13 protein-coding genes are annotated in these 17429 nt (G+C 57.5%); 9 read left to right on the top strand and 4 right to left on the bottom strand.

Annotation, left to right across the window (positions count from 1 at the left end):
• Positions 1–2 precede the first annotated feature (2 nt).
• Genes RQ738_RS01830 through RQ738_RS01815 form a run of 4 tightly spaced genes read right to left on the bottom strand, consistent with a single transcriptional unit; the run spans position 3 to position 3631 of the window.
• A complete protein-coding gene (locus RQ738_RS01830; protein WP_314161673.1) occupies positions 3–1409 on the bottom strand; it encodes a PhoH family protein in 1407 nt (468 codons plus the stop codon).
• 32 nt (positions 1410–1441) lie between these two features.
• Positions 1442–1921 carry a peroxiredoxin gene (locus RQ738_RS01825; RefSeq protein WP_314161672.1) on the bottom strand — a complete coding sequence of 160 codons (480 nt, stop codon included), beginning with the start codon at positions 1919–1921 and terminating at the stop codon, positions 1442–1444.
• 31 nt (positions 1922–1952) lie between these two features.
• On the bottom strand, positions 1953–2483 hold the full coding sequence (locus RQ738_RS01820; protein WP_314161671.1) for a glycine cleavage system protein R: 531 nt from the start codon (positions 2481–2483) through the stop codon (positions 1953–1955).
• A 50-nt stretch (positions 2484–2533) separates the two neighbouring features.
• On the bottom strand, positions 2534–3631 hold the full coding sequence (locus RQ738_RS01815; RefSeq protein ID WP_314161670.1) for a DUF4931 domain-containing protein: 1098 nt from the start codon (positions 3629–3631) through the stop codon (positions 2534–2536).
• Positions 3632–3815: 184 nt separating this feature from the next.
• Between RQ738_RS01815 and dapA the strand changes: the two genes are divergently transcribed.
• The 9 genes from dapA to RQ738_RS01770 all read left to right on the top strand — a co-directional run bounded on the left by dapA (position 3816) and on the right by RQ738_RS01770 (position 17416).
• Positions 3816–4700, top strand: coding sequence for a 4-hydroxy-tetrahydrodipicolinate synthase (dapA, locus tag RQ738_RS01810; protein WP_314161691.1), 885 nt, complete (start codon positions 3816–3818; stop codon positions 4698–4700).
• Positions 4701–4714: 14 nt separating this feature from the next.
• Entirely contained in the window at positions 4715–5878 is a 1164-nt protein-coding gene (bamC, locus tag RQ738_RS01805; RefSeq protein WP_314161669.1) for an outer membrane protein assembly factor BamC, read from the top strand.
• 9 nt (positions 5879–5887) lie between these two features.
• A complete protein-coding gene (locus tag RQ738_RS01800) occupies positions 5888–6649 on the top strand; it encodes an MBL fold metallo-hydrolase (RefSeq protein WP_314161668.1) in 762 nt (253 codons plus the stop codon).
• Positions 6650–6847: 198 nt separating this feature from the next.
• On the top strand, positions 6848–8899 hold the full coding sequence (locus RQ738_RS01795; RefSeq protein ID WP_314161667.1) for a methyl-accepting chemotaxis protein: 2052 nt from the start codon (positions 6848–6850) through the stop codon (positions 8897–8899).
• A 45-nt stretch (positions 8900–8944) separates the two neighbouring features.
• Positions 8945–10519 carry a PAS domain-containing methyl-accepting chemotaxis protein gene (locus tag RQ738_RS01790; RefSeq protein WP_314161666.1) on the top strand — a complete coding sequence of 525 codons (1575 nt, stop codon included), beginning with the start codon at positions 8945–8947 and terminating at the stop codon, positions 10517–10519.
• Positions 10520–10699: 180 nt separating this feature from the next.
• Positions 10700–14590, top strand: a complete 3891-nt coding sequence (gene purL / locus RQ738_RS01785; protein WP_314161690.1) for a phosphoribosylformylglycinamidine synthase — start codon at positions 10700–10702, stop codon at positions 14588–14590.
• A gap of 236 nt (positions 14591–14826) precedes the next feature.
• Positions 14827–15807: a protein-methionine-sulfoxide reductase catalytic subunit MsrP gene (msrP, locus tag RQ738_RS01780; protein WP_314161665.1), complete on the top strand. Its 981-nt coding sequence runs from the start codon at positions 14827–14829 to the stop codon at positions 15805–15807.
• A gap of 44 nt (positions 15808–15851) precedes the next feature.
• The gene (locus RQ738_RS01775) at positions 15852–16418 is read left to right on the top strand and encodes a protein-methionine-sulfoxide reductase heme-binding subunit MsrQ (protein ID WP_314161689.1); all 567 of its coding nucleotides are present in this window, start codon (positions 15852–15854) and stop codon (positions 16416–16418) included.
• 134 nt (positions 16419–16552) lie between these two features.
• A complete protein-coding gene (locus RQ738_RS01770) occupies positions 16553–17416 on the top strand; it encodes a phosphate/phosphite/phosphonate ABC transporter substrate-binding protein (protein ID WP_314161664.1) in 864 nt (287 codons plus the stop codon).
• Positions 17417–17429: the final 13 nt, after the last annotated feature.

Genomic DNA, 17429 nt, shown 5'->3' with positions numbered 1-17429 from the left:
TGTTAAAGGTTATCCGAGGCAAAATCGGCCAGGCGTGAGCGTTCCCCGCGCATCAGGGTGATATGCCCGCTATGTGGCCAGTTTTTGAACCGGTCAACAACGTAAGTCAGGCCAGAATTGGTTTCGGTTAAATAAGGGGTGTCGATCTGGGCCACGTTACCGAGGCAGACAACCTTGGTGCCCGGGCCGGCGCGGGTGATGAGCGACTTCATTTGCTTTGAGGTCAGGTTCTGCGCCTCGTCGATAATGATGTACTTGTTCAAGAAGGTCCGGCCGCGCATAAAGTTCATGGAGCGGATCTTGATGCGGTTTTGCAACAGGGCGTCGGTGGCGGCGCGCTCCCACTCGCCCTCTTCTTCAACCCCGGTAAGCACTTCGAGATTATCCATCAGCGCGCCCATCCAGGGTGTCATCTTCTCCTCTTCGGTACCCGGCAAGAAGCCGATGTCTTCACCCATGGGGATAGTGACCCGGGTCATGATGATTTCGTTATAGAGATTCTTGTCGAGTGTCTGGGCAAGACCGGCCGCGAGCGTCAGCAGGGTCTTGCCGGTGCCGGCCATGCCGAGCAGGCTGACAAAATCAATCTCCGGATCCATGAGCAGGTTCAGGGCAAAACTCTGTTCACGGTTGCGCGCGGTGATACCCCAGACGGCGTTGGTGGATTGCTGGTAATTATGACTGCGCTCGATAACCGCGCTGTCTTCCTCGACTTCACGGACGATGGCCTCGAACGGCTCATGGCCGATAGACAGACACTGGTTTGGATACCAGTCGGCGACCTGGGGGCCGGTGATACGGTAAAAGGTGCGGCCTTCTTCCTGCCAGGACTCCATATCCTTGTCATGTTCCTGCCAGAATTCATCCGGCAGCTCATGATGACCGGAATACAGCAGGCTCACATCATCGAGTACCTGGTCATTGTAATAATCCTCGTTATGAATGCCGAGGATCGAGGCCTTGATACGCAGGTTGATGTCCTTTGAAACCAGCGTGATCGCCAGCTCGGGCTGCGTATGTTGCAGGGCCAATGCCATGCCGAGGATATGGTTATCCGGCTTGTCGCCGGGCAGTGTGTCCGGTAGTTCCTCGTGTAACAGGCGGGTCTGCAGAAACAGGTGGCCGGCGGCATTGCCATTGTCAGCGTTGTGCGTATGCGGGAGTTCGATACCCTGTTCGATTTGTTCACTGCTCATATTACAGAGCAAGTCATCCAGAAAGCGGCTGGCCTGGCGGGCATTGCGGGCAACTTCCGAGGCACCGCGTTTATTGTCATCGAGCTCTTCGAGCACGATCATGGGGATATAGACGTCATGTTCCTTGAAACGAAAGATCGCGGTGGGGTCATGTATGAGGACGTTCGTATCGAGCACAAAGGTGCGTTTTTCACCGTTCTCTGTGTATTCCAAGGCGCTTACTCCGATGTTATAGGCGGGTACGGTTACTGGTTCTTGTTCAATTCCTTGACGCGGGCGAGAACCTCATCGACGTGACCATCGACCTTTACCTTGCGCCATTCTTCGCGGAGCACGCCTTGCTTGTCGAGCAGGAAGGTGCTGCGTTCAATACCCATGACCTTTTTACCATACATATTTTTCTCTTTGATGACATCGAATTGATTGCAGAGTTTTTCTTCCTTGTCAGAGAGAAGATCGAAGGGAAATTCCTGCCTGGCGCGGAAGTTTTCATGTGACTTGATACTGTCACGCGAGACTCCAAGGATTACCGTGTTGGCCCGGCGGAATTTGGCAATGTTGTCGCGAAAGTCCTGGCCTTCACGGGTACAGCCGGAAGTACTGTCTTTGGGGTAAAAATACAGGACAATGTTTTTGCCCCGGTAATCGGAGAGTTTGATCGTCTGTTCGCCGGTGGCCGCTATTGGGATGTCTGTGACCTGCTTGCCTGGTTTTGCCTTAGCCATGTGAGCCTCGTGCCTTATATTCAGAGCCTGATCAGACCTTGACCGGCTCCATTACCGCATCAAGGTTCAGTGCATCACAAAATTCGGTGAACTGTTCGCGCAATTCACCTAGCTGGATATCAGCGGGAACACTGATGATCATGTTCATGTTAAACATTGGTGTGCCGGTATGGGCAGCGGAATAACTGCCGGTCGAGAGGTCTTCGATGTTGATGTTACGACTGGAAAAAAACTCGGCAACGTTATACACAATACCCTCGTGATCCATGGAGATCACTTCGACCATGTAGGGCAGCATCCGACCTTGTGTATCGCGTTGCTCGGTACGCTTGGCAATGATGGTCAGGCCGAGCTTGCCTTCCAGTGTCGGCAGGGCAGTCTCCAGCTTGGCCACCTTGTCCCAGTTTCCGGAGACCATGATGATAATCGCAAACTCGCCACCGAGCACCGTCATACGGCTGTCGACGATATTGCAATTGTGTTCAAGGATACTTGAGGACAGGGCATTGACGATACCGGGGCGGTCGGCACCAATAGCCGATATAACGAGATAATTATTCATGTCGGTCTTTGGTCACAGGTAATCGGTGTCATGCACTCAAGTCTACCACGTCAGTCATCAAGTTGTACTGCACGAAGTTGTTCGGCGGCATCTTCCGGACTGATGGTGCTGACAAACAGGCCGGAACCCAGTTCAAAACCGGTCGGGATGCTGGTGCGCGGACAGATCTCCAGGTGCCAGTGATAACTCGGTGTGCCGCTGGCGAACTCCTCTCCCCGGGGTAGCGAATGCAGGAAGAAGTTGTACTGGGCACCGCCAATGACAGCATCAAGCCGGGCCATGGTGCGCTTCAGGACTCGCGCCATGTCCGCCAGATCAGCCGCATCGACATTGACGAAATCGGCCTCGTGCTGCAGGGGCAGGATATGCACTTCCCATTCATAACGGCTGGCAAAAGGCTTGATGGCGATAAATTTTTCACCGCGTTCGATGATGTACTGGCCGACATTGATCTTGCGGCGGATTTCCCCTGACTCACGATCATAGATAGTCGCCTCGAAGGTCATGGCTTCATTGATCAGGGAGCAGTAGATGCACTGGTGATGCTTGTCATGGTGCAGACGGGCATATTGCACCTCGTTGAGAACGTTCTCCGGCACCACCGGCATGGCGATGACCTGGCTGTGGGTATGCGGGATACTCGCGCCGGCAGCCGGGCCGAAGTTCTTGAAGACCAGCACATAACGAATACGCTTGTCGGTTTCGTAAAGCGTGGCCATACGCTCGCGGTATGCCGTGAGCAGGGTAACAAGGTGCGCCTCGCTCATGTCGTGCATGCTGATGCCGTGGTTGTTATGGTCGATGATGACCTCGTGGCGGCCATAGCCAACCACTACCTGTTGCAGGCCAAAGACGAGGTTGCTGTCGGGGGTGTCTTCACCGAGTACCGGGAAGAGGTTTTCCACCACCCGCACTACCCAGTCCTGTTCATTGGGCCAGGCGGCGAGGGTCGGTGGGGTCTTGTCTTCGTTGCCGGTACAAAACGGGCAGCGCTCGACATGGGCCTCGGCCTGGCGCGCGACGCGCTCCTCTTCCTTGCGCGGGCGCATACCGCGAGCGGTGGCAACCAGTACCGATTCACTGGGCATAACGGGGTTGATGCGGATCTCGCGGACGCCGGCAGGGGCTTTAGGGGCTGTTTTGCTCATGTGCTGTTCCAAAATGGCTGTGATGGTCGTGTACGCCATTAAACACGCCTGTTTCCGCCAAGACACGCTGAATTGCTGAATACGGCTATAGTGACAGTTTATCGCCTGCCCATACGCTTTGGCTTGTGTTCAGGCGGAGGCGAAAGTACCATGCGCCTGCTAAGTATTTTGCGGAGATTGAATGATGTTTCATGGCAGTATGGTCGCGCTGGTCACGCCGATGCACCCTGATGGTGCGATCGATGAGGATTCCCTGCGAGGATTGATCGATTGGCACATTGAGCAGGGCACCGATGCCATTGTCGTTGTGGGGACGACCGGCGAGTCGGCGACAGTCGACCCCGAGGAGCATTGCCACATTATCCGTCTGGCCGTGGCGCACGCTGCAGGCCGGATTCCGGTCATCGCCGGTACCGGCGCCAACTCCACCAGCGAGGCCATCGAACTGACCCGCTGTGCCATGCAGGCCGGGGCCGATGCCTGTCTGCTGGTGACGCCTTATTACAACAAGCCGACCCAGGAAGGTCTGTACCTGCACTTCAAGGCCGTGGCCGAGGCCGTGCCGGTGCCACAAATCCTCTATAATGTGCCGGGACGGACAGCCTGTGACATACTGCCCGAGACGGTGGCGAGGCTTGCCGGCATCCCGAATATTGTCGGCATCAAGGAGGCCACCGGCAGTATCGAGCGCGCCCGCGAGATTCTTGCCCTCTGCGGTGATAAGATTGACCTGTATACCGGTGATGATGCGACCGCGCTCGACTGCATTCTTGCCGGGGCGAGAGGGAATATTTCCGTGACTGCAAACGTCGCACCCCGCGCCATGCATGAGATGTGCGCCGCGGCACTGGCAGGCGAGGCGGAAAAAGCGGCCCGGATCAACGCGCCGCTGGAAGCGCTGCACCGGGACCTGTTTCTGGAGGCAAACCCGATTCCCGTAAAATGGGCATTGATGGAAATGGGCAAGATAGAGACCGGCATACGCCTGCCGATGACCTTGTTGTCAGAACCGTATCATGAGTCAGTACGAGCCGCGCTGAGAAAGGCGGGTGTACTGGATGTAACGTAAACCGGGGTAACGCAATGAACGCCGTAGTAAGAATTGTAGTTGTCAGCATCGCGCTGGCATGGATGAGCGGTTGTGAAACCATTAATAATGTTAAAAAAGAGTTTCTGCCGGACGAGAAGAAAACCGACTACCGCGAAGCCTCCGAGGCCCCGACTCTGGAAGTCCCGCCGGATCTGACCTCGTCGAGCATTGACGATGGTCTGGTCGTACCGGACATCGCCCCGGCGACGGGTACAGCCCGGCTGTCTGACTACAGCCGTGAGCGCGTCAACACCCAGACCATCCGTACCTCGGCTGTGTTACCGAAACAGGATAATGTCCGCGTCATGCGCGACAAAAGCACGCGCTGGCTCGTTATTCAGGGTAGCCCCCAGCAAGTCTGGCCGCGTATGCGCGAGTTCTGGTTGCAGAGCGGCCTGCTGATCAAGCGCGAAGACCCGCGTATCGGTATCCTCGAAACCGACTGGGCGGAAAACCGCGCCGATATCCCGCAGGACTTCATTACCCGCAATATCAGCAAACTGTTTGACTCCATTTATTCTGCCGCCACCCGGGACAAATACCGCGTGCGCCTTGAGCAGGGCAGTGAAGCGGGTACCACCGAACTGTACCTGACCCACCGCGGTGCCGAAGAAGTGATCGACCAGTCTACCGGCAGCAGCACCATCTGGAAGCCACGGCCTTCTGACCCGGAACTCGAAGTGGAAATGCTGCGTCGCATGATGGTGTTCTTCGGTGTCGAGGAAGACAAGGCCCGTAACCAGTTTGCCAGCCGCCAGAATCGCATCGAGCGCGCGGTGCTAACTCAGGGTGTGGATGGCGCTGCCAGCCTCACCGTGAAGGATGACTTCGCCCGCGCCTGGCGCCGTACCGGCCTGGCCCTGGACCGGGTCGGTTTCACGGTTGAAGACCGTGATCGTTCACGCGGCCTGTACTATGTGCGTTATATCGACCCGCTCAAGGACAGTAATGCGAAGAAGGAGAAGGGCCTGCTCGACAAGCTGACCTTCAATATCTTCAGCGGTGATGACGATGTACAGGACAAGAGTACCTACCTGGTTCGTCTGCAGGAGCAGGATCAGCAGACCCAGGTCGTGATCTTGAACGACAAGGGAGAGTCCGAAAAATCGGGCACGGCGCTTCGCATCCTGACGCTGCTGCACGAGCAACTCAAGTAAGCCAGGCCCTTGCGCTTTGCCTCGCTGGGCAGCGGCAGCCGCGGGAATGCCACGCTGATCGAGGCGGGCCAGACCCGCATCCTGCTCGACTGCGGCTTTTCCGAAACCGAGACGCGCAAGCGTCTCGGTCGTTTCGGTCTGCACCCCACCGATCTGCAGGCGATAGTCGTCACCCATGAACACAGTGACCATATCAACGGTGTCGGCGCACTGGCCCGCAAACATCAACTCCCTGTTTACCTGACCCACGGCACGGCCGCGGCCGACAAGCTTGGCAGCGTGCCCCGGCGACACCTGTTCCATGGCCATGATACCTTCGCGATTGGCGATATCGAATTACACCCGTTTCCCGTTCCTCATGACGCCCGTGAACCGGCACAGTTTGTCTTTTCCGATGGCAACCTGCGTCTCGGCGTTCTGACCGATACGGGCAGTTGCACACAACATATCCTTAACATGCTCGGTGGCTGCGAGGCCCTGATCATGGAGTGCAATCATGATCTCGACATGCTGGCCGCGGGCCCCTACCCGGCCTCGCTCAAGGCACGGGTGGGGGGCTGTTACGGCCACCTCAGCAATGTCCAGGCCCGTGATATCATCACCGCCCTGGACACCTCGCGGCTGCGACACCTTGTTGCCGCCCATATCAGTGACAAAAACAATACGCCTTATATGGCCTGTTCAGCCCTCGCTGCGGGACTGGCCTGTGACGATGATGACATCCAGGTTGCCGAACAGGTAGCCGGACTCGATTGGCGTGATCTCGACTAATAAGCGGTTATTTTTCAGGATGTTTCGGGCAAGGTCTTTTCCGTCCCGGCTATAAAGTTTCCCCCTCCCCTGCCGATAGCACTCGCAGGAGCCAGCAATGAAGGCAGCGCAAACAGCCATACGGGGCAGCCCGTGGCAGGCCGGCATTGTATCGCTCGACATAAATCATACTGAAACCAATATATTGGGGTTAGTCGCATGAAAATCGTTATGTTCGAAACTTTTAACCGCGTTTTATCGCGTTTTTCCATACGCCAAAAGCTATGGGCGAGTTTTATCGCGATCCTGCTTATCCTGGCGGTGACCTCGGCGACCGTGCTGATTAATGAAACCGGCATACGGAAATCCTTTACCGGGATTGTCGAGGAAAACCAGCCGACCATGCTGTTGTCGATGCAATTGAGCGAGCAAATCAACAGCAGCGCGCAGAGCATGGGGTTTTTCTTGCTGAGCCACGAAGATGCACACCGCAGCGCCTATAAGCAAGGCTTGCAGGAGGTCGAAACGACTGTCGGCAGATTGCAGGCGATGCCGAGTTTGCAGGCCGATGCCGAGTCCGCGGCACTGGTGGAAAAGATTGCAAAAGATGTAGCAACCTACCGTGATTACCAGGAACAGATGATCGAACTGAGCCAGAATGAGGTCAAGAATATTCCGGGCATGCAGTATGCCGGCGCGAACCTGAACCCGCTCAGTCAGCAGATATTGCAAAACCTCGGCCAGATGCTGATGGCGGAACAGGAAGAAGAATCCACGCCCCAGCGCAAGGCCATCCTTACGGATATTAATAATCTGCGCTATGCCTGGGCCAATGTTATGAATGGCGTGCGTGCCTACATGGCCTTCCGCGCCGAGTCCTCGCTAAATGAGGTCAAGCTGTATTCCGAAAGCACGGCTAACCTGATTAAAAAACTGGATACCTACGGCGATAGCCTGACCCTGGATCAGTTTGATTCGCTCGAGCAGGTCAAGGGTCTGGTCGACAGCTTCATGAGCAACATGAAAGAACTGATTGCCATGCACGGCAGTGAGCAGTGGCGAACGGATGCCTGGCTCGTACGCAGTGAGATCGGGCCGCTGTTAAGACAACTGAAAAAGAATCTTGATGAACTCGTTGAGTTGCAGCAAGGGCGCGTCAATAGTTCGGTGCAATCGATGTCCGGCGACCTGTCATCCATGCATAACCTGACCGTGGCGATGCTTGTCTTCGGCCTTATTCTCGGCCTCGGTAGCGCCTGGGCCACCTGCGCAAGTATCACTGGCCGCTTGCGTGATGCCGTGGTGGCGATGAAGGACATCGCCGAAGGGGAGGGCGATCTTACCCGGCGCCTGAATGAAAAGGGCGGTGATGAAATCTCGCAACTGGGTAAGGCCTTTAATACTTTCGTCGGCAAGATGACTGACTTGCTGAGTGTCGTCAACGGTGTAACCAGTGAGCTGTCTGCTGCGGCAGCGCAGATGTCCCTGACTGCGGAACAGACCAATGCCGGTATTACCGAACAGCAAAGTGAAACTGACCAGGTGGCAACCGCGATTAACGAGATGGTGGCCACGGTTCAGGAAGTGGCCAATAACGCCACCGCCGCGGCCGCATCGGCCCAGGAAGCGGATGACGAAGCAAGTAATGGTCGGGATGTGGTAACAGCCACCGTTTCTTCAATCAAATCGCTCGCTGATGAAGTCGAGCAGGCAGCTACTGTCATTGATCAACTCGAGGCCGACAGTGAAAACATCGGCAAGGTAATCGATGTGATTAAAGGCATCGCCGAACAGACCAACCTGCTTGCCCTGAATGCGGCCATCGAGGCCGCGCGCGCCGGTGAACAGGGACGCGGTTTTGCCGTGGTTGCCGACGAGGTGCGCACCCTGGCGAGCCGCACCCAACAGTCAACCGAAGAAATTATGGAGATCATCGGCCGTGTTCAGGGCGGCGCCCGCCAGGCAGTCACGGCGATGGAGTCAGGACGAAGCCAGGCCAGCAGCAGTGTCGAGCAGGCAGCCAAGGCCGGTCAGTCACTGGAAGCGATTACCCGGGCCGTTTCCAGCATCAGCGAGATGAATGCACAAATCGCCCATGCCTCGGAACAGCAGAGTAACGTGGCGCAGGATGTTGACCGCAATATCATGAACATCAGCCGCATCGGTCATGAGAGCATGGAGAAATCGCAGCAAACGGCCGCCTCCAGTGAGCAACAGGCAAGGCTCGCCCAACAGTTGCAGGACCTGCTGGCGCAGTTCAGGCTCCAGTAACTGACGGCCGGTAATTTAATTGAGTAAGAAGCAAGGTGTAGAACGATGAAAAAGAACTTCCCTGTCACAGGCAATGAAAAAAGCTTTAATGAACATGACCGACTGGTGTCATCAACAGATCTGAAAGGTATTATTACCGCCGCGAATGACGCCTTTGTCGAGCTGAGCGGCTTTAGCAAGGAAGAACTGCTCGGCACCAGCCATAATATTGTGCGTCACCCGGATATGCCGCCAGCGGCCTTCGATGACCTGTGGACGACGGTCAAGAACGGTCATCATCCATGGATGGGGATTGTCAAGAATCGAGCCAAGAATGGTGACCATTACTGGGTGGATGCCTATGTGACGCCGCTTCTCGACAAGCAGGAAGAGATCACCGGTTACGAATCCGTGCGCGTGGTGCCGGCACGGGAACATGTTGAACGTGCGGAAAAGCTTTATGCCCGGATCAATGCAGGTAAGGCGGTCTTGCAAGGCTGGAAGCAGATCGGCATGGTGGGGCGATTCAGTACCGGCATTGCGGTTCTGTCGGCGGTGGTATTTGCCGTCCTGGTGAGCACAAACAATCTGCCCTGGCTGACGGCCCTGGGTGGCTTTGCCGGTATGAGTGTAGCCGGCTGGGGACTTTCACGCTGGTTACTCGGCCCCCTCGTCAGGGCGGCGGCGGAGTCAGAGGCTATCTTCAATAATCCGCTGATGCGGTTTGTCTATAGCGGGCGGACGGATGAGATCGGCCAGTTACAGCTTGTTCAGCACTTTCTGCAGCAGCGCTGTATTACGATTTTACAGCGTACGGCATTTTCAGCGGCGCAGCTTGAAGCGACCGCGAATGAAACGGCGGAGGTCATGCAGCAGTCCCTGCTGGGTGTCACCCAGCAACAGAATGAAACCGATCAGGTCGCCACGGCAATGAACGAGATGAGTGCCTCGGTACACGAGGTCGCGCGTAATACCGAGCAGGCCTCCGAGGCCGCGGGCACGGCGAATGCCGAAACGGCGGCGGGACAGCAGGTCATGCAGGTCACGATCTCGGTTATGCGCACGGTCGCCGACGAGGTTAACCGGGTTGCCGAGGCGATTGAAGCCCTCAAGCAGGACAGCGAAAACATAAACAGCGTGGTCGAGGTGATCAGCAGCATCGCCGAGCAGACCAACCTGTTGGCCCTGAATGCAGCCATCGAGGCGGCGCGCGCCGGTGAACAGGGACGCGGGTTTGCCGTGGTTGCCGACGAGGTGCGCACCCTGGCCAGCCGGACCCAGGCGTCTACCGAGGAAATTCGCGACATGATTGGACGCCTGCAGGCAGCTGCCGATAACGCCGTGTCGGTGATGGTCAGCGGTCGCGAGCAGGCTCAGACCGGTGTCGAAAAGGCCGCCGAGGCCGAGGCGGCCCTGAATGCGATCACCCGCTCGGTTGAGCGGATTAACGATATGAATATCCAGATCGCCAATGCGGCCAGGGAACAGACCGTCGTGACCGAGGAGGCGAACCGCAATATCACCTCGATCAATGATGTCTCGGCGCAGACCGTGGCGAGTACCAGCCAGGTCGCCGCGGCCAGTATCGAGCTGGCCAGCCTGGCGGCGCAGATGTCGACCATGGTGCGCCAGTTCCGCTAAGGGGACGGGTCAAAATAATATTTACATTGATGGCCCAGGCAGGCCCTCGGTGTTGACAACATTATTTACCAGCCCCCTGAGGATCTTTTCGCGCGAGGGGATGCCGCGCAGCTGGCTAGAGAGGAGCGCTTTCAGTATCATAGCGGACCTGGAATTTCCCCTTTATTGAAGAGAGTTCTCATGCTGCGTTTGCGTGGTTGTCCTGCCCTATCAGCCTTCCGGCTCAATAAGTTACTCGCCAGTGTATGTGAACAGGTGCCGGCAGTGACTGCCATCCACTCCGAGTTCATGCATTTTGCCTGGCTTGAGCAAAAACTCTCTGCCACCCAGACGGGGGTACTGGAGCGCTTGCTGACGTACGGCCCGCCTGTCGATGCCGATTCGCCGAGCGGCCAGTTGTTGCTGGTGGTGCCGCGCCCCGGCACGATTTCACCCTGGTCGAGCAAGGCCACTGATATCGCCCACAACTGTGGCCTCGGCCGGGTACAGCGACTGGAGCGTGGCAAGGCCTTTTATATTCAGACCGCCGATCAATCCCTGACCGAGGCGGAATTGAACAAGGTCGCCATGCTGCTGCATGACCGCATGACCGAGGCGGTATTCCGCTCACTCGATGATGCCGTGACCTTGTTCAGCCAGGCCAAACCGGCCCCCCTGACGAGTGTGGATGTGCTGGGCGGTGGCCGCGACGCGCTGTTGAACGCAAATACCGCCCTGGGGCTGGCCTTATCCGGGGACGAGATCGATTACCTGGTCGAGAATTTCACCACCCTGCAACGCAATCCGACCGATGTCGAACTGATGATGTTTGCGCAGGCCAACTCTGAACACTGTCGCCACAAGATATTTAATGCCGACTGGATCATTGATGGCGAGCAGCAGGACCGTTCCCTGTTTGCCATGATCCGCAATACCCATGAGCTGCATTCCGAAGGTGTGTTGTCGGCCTACCACGACAATGCCGCCGTCATGCGTGGGTCGGCTGCGAGCCGTTTCCAGCCGGATCCGGTAAGCCACGACTACCGTTACGAGGCCGGTGAGTTGCCCATCCTCATGAAGGTGGAGACGCATAATCACCCCACGGCGATCTCCCCCGCGGCGGGGGCGGCCACGGGTGCCGGTGGCGAGATCCGTGACGAGGGCGCCACCGGCCGTGGTTCCCGTTTCAAGGCCGGCCTGACCGGTTTCTCGGTCTCCAACCTGAAATTGCCGGGTGGCGAGCAGCCCTGGGAAACCGATTTCGGCAAGCCGGGGCGCATTGTCTCCGCACTCGAGATCATGCTCGACGGTCCCATCGGCGCAGCCGGGTTCAATAATGAATTTGGTCGCCCGAACCTGTGCGGCTATTTCCGTACCTTTGAAGAAAAGGTACCGGGACCGGAGGGTGACGAAGTCCGGGGTTATCACAAGCCGATTATGCTTGCCGGTGGCCTGGGGAATATCCGCGAAGAACATATCGACAAGCTGGACCTGCCGGCCGGCGCGCCGGTCATCGTTCTGGGTGGCCCGGCCATGTTGATCGGTCTCGGTGGCGGGGCCGCCTCGTCAATGGCCAGCGGCACGAGTGCCGAGGATCTGGATTTTGCCTCGGTGCAGCGCGATAACCCGGAGATGGAGCGCCGTTGCCAGGAGGTCATCGATCAGTGCACGACCATGCACGACAACCCGATCCTGAGTATCCATGATGTGGGTGCCGGTGGACTATCCAACGCCGTGCCGGAAATCGTTAATGACTGCCAGCGCGGCGGCAAGTTCGAATTACGTACGATACCGAATGACGAGCCGGGCATGTCGCCGATGGAGATCTGGTGTAACGAGTCCCAGGAACGCTACGTGCTGGTCATCGACCCGCCACGATTGGTGGAATTCGAGGCCCTCTGTCAACGCGAACGCTGCCTGTATGCCGTGATCGGTGAGGTCACCGAGGAGCAGCAGCTCGTGCTCGGCGATGGCTATTTTGACAATACTCCCATTGATTTGTCGCTGAATGTCCTGCTCGGCAAGCCACCAAAGATGCTGCGGGAGGTGAAACACCACCCGTTCCGGAAACAGGAATTCTCGACAGCCGGCCTCGATCTGCATGAGGCGGCCCTGCGCGTGCTGCACCTGCCAAGCGTGGCCGACAAGAGCTTCCTGATTACGATAGGGGACCGCAGCATCACCGGCCTGGTGGCACGCGACCAGATGGTTGGACCGTGGCAGGTGCCGGTGGCCGATGTCGCCGTGACGGCCAGTGGTTACGAGCATTATGTCGGTGAGGCGATGGCCATGGGTGAACGCACGCCAGTGGCCTTGCTGCATCATGCCGCCTCCGGGCGTATGGCGATTGGCGAGGCCATAACCAATATCGCCGCGGCACGTATTGCCAGGCCAGGCGATATCAAGCTCTCCGCGAACTGGATGGCCCCGGCAGGCCACCCGGGCGAGGATGCCGGCCTCTATGACACGGTCCACGCCGTGGGCATGGAACTGTGTCCGCAGCTGGGGATCTGTATTCCGGTCGGCAAGGATTCCATGTCAATGAAGACGGTCTGGGAAGAGGATGGCGAGGCCCGCAGCGTGACCGCACCCTTGTCACTGATTATCTCGGCCTTTGCGCCGGTTACTGATTGTCGGACCACCCTGACCCCGCAATTGCGCACCAATAAAGGCGATACGGACTTGATCCTGATCGACCTCGGCAAGGGCAGTAATCGTCTTGGCGGTTCGGCACTCGCCCAGGTATACAAGCAGGTTGGTCATCATCCGGCCGACCTCGATGACCCGCAGGCACTGAAACATTTTTTCGAGACCATCCAGCAGCTCAATGGCGAAGACAAACTGCTTGCCTATCATGACCGCTCTGATGGTGGCCTGTTTGCAACGATCACGGAAATGGCCTTTGCCGGCCACACCGGGGTCTCCATTCAGCTCGATGCGCTTGGCGATGATTTTACTGCCGCCCTCTTCAGCGAGGAACTTGGCGCGGTTATCCAGGTGCGGCATAGTGATGCCGACGAGGTGCTGGAAGTCCTGCACCGGGCCGGTCTCGGTCACTACAGTCATGTCATCGGTAGCCTGAATGACAAGGACACGATCGAATTTACCTACGACCATGAAGTCGTGTTGAGCGATACTCGCCAGGCCTTCCAGCGGGCCTGGTCAGAAACCACCTGGCGCATGCAGGCCCTGCGGGATAACCCGGATTGCGCGAAGCAGGAATATGATCGTCTGCTCGATGCCAGTGACCCGGGTATTCAGCCTTTTATAAGTTTTGATGCCAGTGAAGATATTGCCGCGCCCTATATCGCCAGTGGCCAACGGCCACGCCTGGCGGTCCTGCGAGAGCAGGGCGTGAATGGCCAGCTCGAGATGGCCGCGGCCTTTGACCGGGCCGGTTTTGCCGCAGTCGATGTGCACATGAGCGATATCATCGAGGGTCGGGCCGATCTGACCGAATTCCAGGGACTGGTCGCCTGTGGCGGTTTCTCTTACGGTGACGTGCTCGGTGCCGGGCAGGGCTGGGCAAAGTCGATCCTGTTCAATGCGCGGGCCCGCGACGAGTTCGCCAGCTTCTTTGCGCGCACCGATACGCTGGGTCTTGGCGTGTGTAACGGTTGCCAGATGATGTCCTCCCTGCACGAGCTGATCCCCGGTGCCGAGCACTGGCCGCGGTTCGAGCGTAACCAGTCCGAGCAGTTCGAGGCACGTTATACGATGGTCGAGGTACTGGGCTCGCCGTCATTGTTGCTGAAGGGCATGTCGGGTTCCCGTCTGCCGATTGTGGTCGCGCACGGCGAGGGCCGTGCCGAATTTGTGCGCAGCAGTGAAGACCGTGCCGTGCAGATGGGGCTGGTCGCCTTGCGCTATGTGGATAATTACGGGCGCGCCACCGAGCAGTACCCGTATAACCCGAACGGCTCTCCCGGCGGCATCACTGGCCTGACCACGACCGACGGTCGCTTCACCGTCATGATGCCGCACCCCGAGCGGGTCATTCGCAGCTTGCAGTACTCCTGGCATCCGGACGAGTGGGGTGAAGAGGGGCCCTGGTTGCGCATGTTCCGCAATGCCCGGGCGGCACTGGACTAAGGGGGCTGGTCAAAATAATATTTACATTCGGCCGCGCCTGGCCCATCACTGCTGTGTTGCGTTTCCTGGCAAGGACCCTGCCATTACCTGCGAAACGCGCCTTGCATTGATGGCCCAGGCACGCACTCGGTGTTGACAACATTATTTCGACCAGCCCCCTTAGGTATTCGGCACGCCCAGAACTTTTTGTCGGTATGCCTGTCCTCCTTATTAAGTAATATAAAAAAGTAAACCCGATGCTGATTAAACGCAAAGACCGTAACATTATCCTCCCCTCGGAGATCACAGACCGGGAGGTCTATGCGCAGCGTCGTGACTTTATTCGCCAGACTGGCCGGTTTGCACTGGCTGCGGCGGCCTCGCTGGCCGCTCCCGGACTCATTGCCGCTACCTTGCCGCAGCCGGCGCCGCGAGCAAAAATCCCGGGGGTAAAGCCGGGCAGGTTCAGCAGTACCACGACTCCAAACACTTATCAGGACATCACCAGCTATTGCAACTTTTACGAGTTCGGCACCGGCAAGCGGGATCCGGAACGCCATGCCCATACGCTGAAGACGCGGCCGTGGCAGGTGCGCGTTGAAGGAGAGGTTGAAAAGCCGGGGGCCTATGACCTGGAGGATATTCTCAAGCCGCACGCCCTCGAGGAACGTATCTACCGTTTCCGCTGTGTCGAGGCCTGGTCAATGGTGGTGCCCTGGGTGGGCTTCCCGCTCGCTGATCTGATCAAGCGTTTTCAACCGACCTCGAAGGCGAAATATGTAGAGTTTACGACCCTCTATGACCCTGAACAGATGCCCGGGCAGCGTCGCGCTATCCTCGACTGGCCATATACGGAAGGCCTGCGCATGGACGAGGCCATGAACCCATTAACCCTGATGGTGGTCGGCCTCTATGGCGAGGTTTTGCCCAACCAGAATGGCGCGCCCTTGCGCCTGATAGTGCCATGGAAGTACGGCTTCAAGAGCATCAAGTCGATTGCCAAAATACGTTTCACCGAACAACGGCCGGTGTCCTCGTGGGAGCGTTCAGGGCCGCGTGAATACGGGTTCTACGCCAACGTTAACCCGACCGTCGACCACCCACGCTGGAGCCAGGCCCGTGAGCGCCGCCTTGGCGCCGGTTTTTTCGCCCCAAAGGATAAAACGAAAATGTTCAACGGTTATGCCGAGCAGGTAGCGCACCTGTATACGGGCATGGATCTGCGCAAAAACTTTTAAGCGTGGTCAGCGAACGCAACCTGCGCCGGGGGATTAAACCGGAGGTGTTTTTGCTTTGCCTGGTCCCGTTTTTCTGGCTGGTCTGGGACCTTATCCAGGGACAGCTCAGCGCCAATCCGATCGAGGATATTACCCACCGCACCGGCGACTGGGCGCTACGCTTCCTGCTCATTACACTCGCCGTCACGCCTCTCAAACGCCTCAGTGGCAAGACCTGGCTGCTGCGCCTGCGACGCATGCTCGGCCTGTATGCCTTTTTCTATGCCCTGTTACACTTTCTCACTTACCTGTGGCTCGACCAGCAATTCCTGTTCGCCGAGATCCTCGTTGATATCGGCAAGCGGCCGTATATCACGGTTGGCTTCACGGCCTTCATCCTGCTGATCCCCCTGGCGGCGACCTCGAACCGTTATGCCATGCGCCGGCTTGGGCGGCGCTGGCAGACGCTGCACCGTAGCATCTATGTTATTGCCGCCTTCGGGGTATTGCACTATCTGTGGCTGGTTAAGGCCGATAGCCGGGAACCGCTCGTTTACGGCCTGATTCTGCTCGCCCTGCTCGGTATCCGGGCCTGGTGGCAGCGACGCGATGGCAGGCCCGCGGCAGGCTGAGATTGTTTCCCCCTATTATCTGACAAAAATCATGTTATTCTTTGTGGTATACATAGCGCTGCCTCCTGAGATAAGGCATGAATCAGCGGCTATAGTTGATTGAATAATTATAAAAAAAACAGGATTGGTGCCCGATGCAGAACGGGGTGGAGAAAGCCAGACTAAATCAACGACTCGCCAAAAACGTGGGCTGCCTGCTCTTGTTGGTTCTGTTGGGTGGGTTGCAGGCAGGTGCACTGCATGCCGAAGCCAGGGTCTATACCCTGGCGGTCGTCCCCCAGCACCCGCCGTTGATTATCCATCGAAACTGGCAGCCGCTGCTGAAGCGTCTGCAGCAGGATACGGGACTGCAGTTCAGGCTCAAAACCTACAATGAGTTCCGCCAGTTTCTCGCTGCATTGCATCGTGGGGAACCTGATTTCAGTTATCTTGCCCCTTATCACCTGGTGCTGGCACATCGTGCCCAGGGGTATCAGCCGCTGTTGAGGGATGATTCCAGGCAACTGGTGGGGCTGTTGCTGGTCCGCAAGGATTCGCCACTGAAATCGGTACATGAACTGGATGGCAAGACCATCGCTTTCCCTTCGCCGAATGCCTTCGCTGCATCACTGTATATGCGCCACTGGTTGCGTAAAACGGTCGGGATTGATTTCACGCCCCGTTATGTAGGCACCCATGATAATGTGTATCGTCATATTGTCAGGGGCAAGGTTCATGCCGGTAGCGGCGTCAATACTACGTTTTCCAGCCAGCCCGAGGCACTGAAACAGCGTCTGCGTATCCTGTATGACGTTCCAGGCGTGGTGGCGCATCCGCTCGCTGCCCACCCGCGGGTGCCGGAAAAGATACAAAAACAGGTTCAGGCTGCGGTGCTGGAACTCAGGAATACCGCAGCCGGCCGGCAGTTGTTGAATACTGTACAGGTTAACGAGCCGGTCGCGGCGGATTATCAGCGTGATTATGCGCACCTTGAGAACATGGGGTTCGAACAACAGTAATCACAACAGGTGA

The sequence above is a fragment of the Sulfuriflexus sp. genome (assembly GCF_032250955.1).
Classification (GTDB): Bacteria; Pseudomonadota; Gammaproteobacteria; order AKS1; family AKS1; genus Sulfuriflexus.
The sequence above is the reverse complement of the archived record's forward strand: the minus strand, read 5'-3'. Positions and strand labels throughout refer to the sequence as shown.